The sequence below is a fragment of the Shewanella sp. SR44-4 genome, from assembly GCF_014163715.1.
Taxonomy (GTDB): Bacteria; Pseudomonadota; Gammaproteobacteria; order Enterobacterales; family Shewanellaceae; genus Shewanella.
Genome location: NZ_JACJDU010000173.1, coordinates 1 through 258, shown reverse-complemented (window position 1 = coordinate 258; position 258 = coordinate 1). Strand labels below are relative to the sequence as shown.

The window sequence follows — 258 nt, the reverse complement described above, 5'->3', positions numbered from 1 at the left end:
ATTACTAGCTCGCCAACGCTTTTCGCAAGTTATTACGTCCTTCATCGCCTCTGACTGCCAAGGCATCCACCGTATACGCTTGGTCACTTAACCATACAACCCAAATGAGTTTCACTTGCGTGAACATCTGAGCCATATCATGACCAGCTGGTTTTTACTTGTCTCACCTCCGACCAGGAAGTGGACTCGCCTTAGTTTTTAGAATATTCAAGACACTTAAACAGTGTTTTGAGAACTCAAGTGTTAATGCTTTCGCAT

1 rRNA gene is annotated in these 258 nt (G+C 43.8%); it reads right to left on the bottom strand.

Annotated features, from left to right (window positions below):
- Positions 1-93: ribosomal RNA gene (locus tag H5125_RS21945) — 23S ribosomal RNA — on the bottom strand; the annotation flags it as partial.
- Between the last annotated feature and the right edge of the window lie 165 nt (positions 94-258).